Origin of the sequence: Streptomyces sp., from assembly GCF_019510245.1 — a bacterium.
In the GTDB taxonomy this organism is placed as follows: Bacteria; Actinomycetota; Actinomycetes; order Streptomycetales; family Streptomycetaceae; genus Streptomyces.
This window is the reverse complement of sequence record NZ_JAEKKT010000009.1, coordinates 1-4808: the sequence shown is the minus strand read 5'-3', so window position 1 is coordinate 4808 and position 4808 is coordinate 1. Positions and strand designations below refer to the sequence as shown.

Genomic DNA, 4808 nt, shown 5'->3' with positions numbered 1-4808 from the left:
GCGCTGCTGCCACCAGTCGCCGGGCATCTTCGAGACGAGCGAGCGCTTGCCGTGCACGACCTCGTCGTGGGAGATGGGCAGGACGTAGTTCTCGCTGTACGCGTACACCATCGAGAAGGTCATCTCGTGGTGGTGGTACTTGCGGTGCACCGGCTCGTGCTTGATGTACTCCAGCGAGTCGTGCATCCAGCCCATGTTCCACTTCAGGCCGAAGCCCAGCCCCCCGCTGTCGGTCGGCCGGGTCACCCCGTCCCAGGCCGTGGACTCCTCGGCGATGGTCACCACGCCGGGCGCCCGCCGGTAGACGGTCGCGTTCATCTCCTGGAGGAAGGCCACCGCGTCCAGGTCCTCGCGGCCACCGAACACGTTCGGCGTCCACTGCCCGGAGTCCCGTGAGTAGTCGAGGTAGAGCATCGAGGCGACCGCGTCGACGCGCAGGCCGTCGACGTGGAACTCCTCGCACCAGTACACGGCGTTCGCCACCAGGAAGTTGCGCACCTCCACCCGGCCCAGATCGAACTCGTAGGTCCCCCAGTCCGGATGCTCGGCCCGCCGCTCGTCCCCGGGCTCGTACAGCGGGTCCCCGTCGAAGCGGGCCAGCGCCCAGTCGTCCTTGGGGAAGTGGGCCGGCACCCAGTCCATGATCACGCCGATCCCGGCCCGGTGCAGGGCGTCGACCAGGAACTTGAAGTCGTCGGGGGTGCCGAGCCGTGCCGTGGGCGCGTAGAAGCCGGTGACCTGGTAGCCCCAGGAGCCGCCGAAGGGGTGCTCGGCGACCGGCATGAACTCGACGTGCGTGAAGCCCAGGTCGCCGACGTAGGCGGGCAGTTCCTCGGCCAGCTGCCGGTAGCTCAGGCCGGGGCGCCAGGACGGCAGGTGCACCTCGTACACCGAGAACGGCGCCTCGTGCACCGGGAGGTCGCCCCGGTGTGCCATCCACTCCCCGTCACCCCACTCGTACCGGGACACCGTCACGATCGACGCGGTCGCGGGCGGTACCTCCGTGCGGCGGGCCATCGGGTCCGCCTTGAGGAACCGGCCGCCGTACCGGGAGGTGATCTCGAACTTGTACCGGGCACCCTCGCCCACCCCCGGCAGGAACAGCTCCCACACCCCGGCCGCGCCCAGCGAACGCATCGGGAACTGCGTGCCGTCCCAGCACGTGAAGTCCCCGGCCACCCTCACGCCCTGGGCGTTGGGCGCCCACACCGTGAACCGGGTGCCCGTCACGCCGTCATGGGTCATCGGCTCGGCGCCGAGCGCCTTCCACAGCTGCTCGTGCCGCCCCTCCCGGATCAGATGCAGGTCGAACTCACCGAGCGCGGGCAGGAAGCGGTAGGGGTCGTGGACCTCGTGCTCCCCGTCCTCGTACTCGACGAGGAGGGTGTACGACGGGACCTCGGCGTACGGCAGCACGGCCGCGAAGAGCCCGTCCTCCTCCGGCGCCAGGGGGCTGCGCACCCCGTCGACGAGCACGCTCACGGCGCGCGCGTGCGGGCGCAGCGCCCGGAAGAAGGTGCCGCCGTCCACCGGGCGGGCGCCGAGCAGGGCGTGCGGATCGTGGTGGGTGCCCGCGAGCAGGCGCCCGCGGTCGGCGGCGTCCAGGGGCGGGGCCGTGGGCCGGGAGGGGCCGGAGGGCTCCGGGAGCGATGAGTCGCGCAGTGCCATGACGTCAGCCTCTCCAGCGGGCGAGCCGCTCGATCGCGGCCATCGGAACCGGAAGCCAGGCCGGCCGGTGCCGGGCTTCGTACACCACCTCGTACACCGCGCGGTCCGTCTCGTGGGCGCGCAGCAGCGCGTGCTTCGTGCGCGGGTCCCAGCCGGCCCGGGCAGCGTAACCCGCGCAGTAGGCCTCCCGGCAGCGGCGGGCCCACTCCGGGCGCCAGGGGCGGCGCTGGCGGGCCGCGTAGTCGAAGGAGCGCAGCATCCCGGCGACGTCCCGCACCGGTGACTGGGTGCTGCGCCGTTCGGCGAGCGGCCGGGACGGCTCGCCCTCGAAGTCGATGACGAACCATTCGTGGTCCGCCCGCAGCACCTGCCCGAGATGGAGGTCGCCGTGGATCCGCTGGGCGAGCGGCCCCGCGTCACAGGTGGCGAGCGCCTCGAAGGCGCCGCGCAGTCCGGGGACGAAGGGCCGCAGTACCGGCACCGCGTCCGCGGCCGCGTCCAGCCGCGCCGACATCGCCCCGGCCGTGCGGCTGTGTTCGTCGTGGACGGCGGACGGGAAGGCGGCGGCGAGCGCGAGATGCACGTCCGCGGTGGCCCGCCCCAGCTCGTGCGCCTCGGTGGTGAAGTCGTCCCCGGCCGCGAGCGCGCGCAGCGCCAGGGTCCAGCCGTCGGCCGCGTCCGGCAGGAAGGGCTGCAGCACCCCGAGGGTCGCCGGGCTCGGCTCGGTGGTGCGGAACCAGGCCACGGGCGCCGGCACCCGTGCGCAGCCCTGCGCGGCCAGCGCGCCGGGCACCTCCAGGTCCGGGTTGACGCCCGGCTGTATCCGCCGGAACACCTTCAGGATGTAGGAGTCGCCGTACACCAGGGAGGAGTTGGACTGCTCGGCGTCCAGCAGCCGCGGCGCGAGTCCGCCGGGTATCCGGGCCTTGGGGGCGGTCTCGAAGTGCAGCGGGCCGACCGTGCCGGGTATCCGCAGCCGCTCCAGGAGCAGTTCGGCGGCGCGCGGGTCGTGCAGGGCGTCGTAGACCGCGAGTCCGGCCAGCGGGCCCTCCTCGGCCCGGCCTATGTAGGCCCGCTCCAGCCGGGGCGCGCGGTGTTCGCGGACGCCGAGCAGGAGCTGGTAGCAGTCGCCGGACGGGGTGGTGCCGCCGTGGGGGGAGTGGTCGGCGTGGACCAGCAGGTGCAGGCAGCCGGGGAAGAGTTCGGTCACGGACAGCACGGACAGCTCGGTGACGGGCCGGTCCTTGCCCGCGAACCAGCGCTGCCGGGGCAGCCAGTCGCGCAGCAGCCCGCCCGGCGAGACCAGCGACCGGTCGAGTCCGGCCGTTGTGCTCCGGGGCAGGTCAACGGTCTTCGTCATGGTGACGCGTCCTTTCCTCGGCTCCGCGCGCTCAGCGCCGACGGCCGATGCGGGAGGCGACTCGGGAGAGCCGGAACCAGTAGAAGCCGTGCCCCGCGAGGGTGAGCAGATACGGCAGTTCACCGATGGCGGGGAAGCGGACCCCTCCGATCAGCTCGACCGGGTGCCGGCCGTCGAAGGCCCGCAGATCGAGTTCGGTGGGCTGGGCGAACCGGGAGAAGTTGTGCACGCAGAGAACCAGGTCGTCCTCGTACTCGCGCAGGAACGCGATCACCGCGGGGTTCGACGACTGCAGCTCGGTGTAGGACCCCAGTCCGAAGGCAGGATTCTGCTTGCGGATCTCGATCATGCGCCGGGTCCAGTGCAGCAGGGACGACGGCGAGGACATGGAGGCCTCGACGTTGGTGACCTGGTAGCCGTAGACCGGGTCCATGATGGTGGGCAGGTAGAGGCGTCCGGGGTCGCAGGAGGAGAAGCCGGCGTTGCGGTCGGGGGTCCACTGCATGGGGGTGCGCACCGCGTCGCGGTCGCCGAGCCAGATGTTGTCGCCCATGCCGATCTCGTCGCCGTAGTAGAGGATCGGCGAGCCGGGCAGGGACAGGAGCAGGGCGGTGAAGAGCTCGATCTGGTTGCGGTCGTTGTCGAGGAGGGTCGCGAGGCGCCGGCGGATGCCGATGTTGGCGCGCATACGCGGGTCCTTCGCGTATTCGGCCCACATGTAGTCGCGTTCCTCGTCGGTGACCATTTCCAGGGTCAGCTCGTCGTGGTTGCGCAGGAAGATGCCCCACTGGCAGCCGGAGGGGATGGCGGGGGTCTTGGCGAGGATTTCCGAGACGGGGTAGCGCGATTCCCGGCGCACCGCCATGAAGATGCGTGGCATGACCGGGAAATGGAACGCCATCACCGCCATGAAGATGCGTGGCATGACCGGGAAATGGAACGCCATGTGGCACTCGTCCCCGCCCTTGCCGTAGTCGCCGAAGTAGTCGACGACGTCCTCCGGCCACTGGTTCGCCTCCGCCAGCAGCACGGTGTCCGGGTACTGCGTGTCGATCTCCTTGCGCACCCGTTTCAGGAAGTCGTGGGTCGCGGGGAGGTTCTCGCAGTTGGTGCCCTCGCGCTGGTAGAGGTACGGCACCGCGTCGAGGCGGAAGCCGTCGATGCCCAGGTCCAGCCAGAACCGGAGCGCGGAGAGGATCTCCTCCTGGACGGCCGGGTTCTCGTAGTTGAGGTCGGGCTGGTGCGAGAAGAACCGGTGCCAGTAGTACTGCTTGCGGACCGGGTCGTACGTCCAGTTGGAGACCTCGGTGTCGACGAAGATGATCCGCGCGTCCTGGTACTGCTTGTCGTCGTCCGCCCAGACGTAGTAGTCGCCGTACGGCCCGTCCGGGTCCTTGCGGGACTCCTGGAACCACGGGTGCTGGTCGCTGGTGTGGTTCATGACGAAGTCGATGATGACGCGCATGCCGCGCTGGTGGGCGGCGTCGACGAACTCCACGAAGTCGGCGAGGTCGCCGAACTCGGGGAGTACGGCGGTGTAGTCGGAGACGTCGTAACCGCCGTCCCGCAGGGGGGACTTGAAGAAGGGCGGCAGCCAGAGGCAGTCGACGCCGAGCCACTGCAGGTAGTCGAGTTTCGCGGTCAGGCCCTTGAGGTCGCCGATGCCGTCGCCGTTGCTGTCCTGGAAGGAGCGGACCAGGACCTCGTAGAAGACGGCGCGTTTGAACCAGTCCGGGTCCCGGTCCTTTGCGGGGGTGTCCTCGAAGGTGTCCGGGACGGG

At 70.7% G+C, this 4808-nt stretch carries 3 protein-coding genes; all 3 read right to left on the bottom strand.

Annotated features, from left to right (window positions below):
* A partial coding sequence (glgB, locus tag JF597_RS00210) for a 1,4-alpha-glucan branching enzyme (RefSeq protein ID WP_293986495.1) occupies positions 1–1668 on the bottom strand: 1668 nt, incomplete at its 3' end.
* A gap of 4 nt (positions 1669–1672) precedes the next feature.
* Positions 1673–3028, bottom strand: coding sequence for a maltokinase (locus JF597_RS00205; protein WP_293986493.1), 1356 nt, complete (start codon positions 3026–3028; stop codon positions 1673–1675).
* Between the two features lie 31 nt (positions 3029–3059).
* Positions 3060–4808 (bottom strand): maltose alpha-D-glucosyltransferase (locus JF597_RS00200; RefSeq protein ID WP_293986491.1); only part of this gene is annotated, 1749 nt, incomplete at its 5' end.

What these genes read in the sequence shown, in the direction of transcription:
- JF597_RS00205 (WP_293986493.1), bottom strand. Translation starts at nt 3,028, where the DNA reads ATGACGAAGACCGTTGACCTGCCCCGGAGCACAACGGCCGGACTCGAC.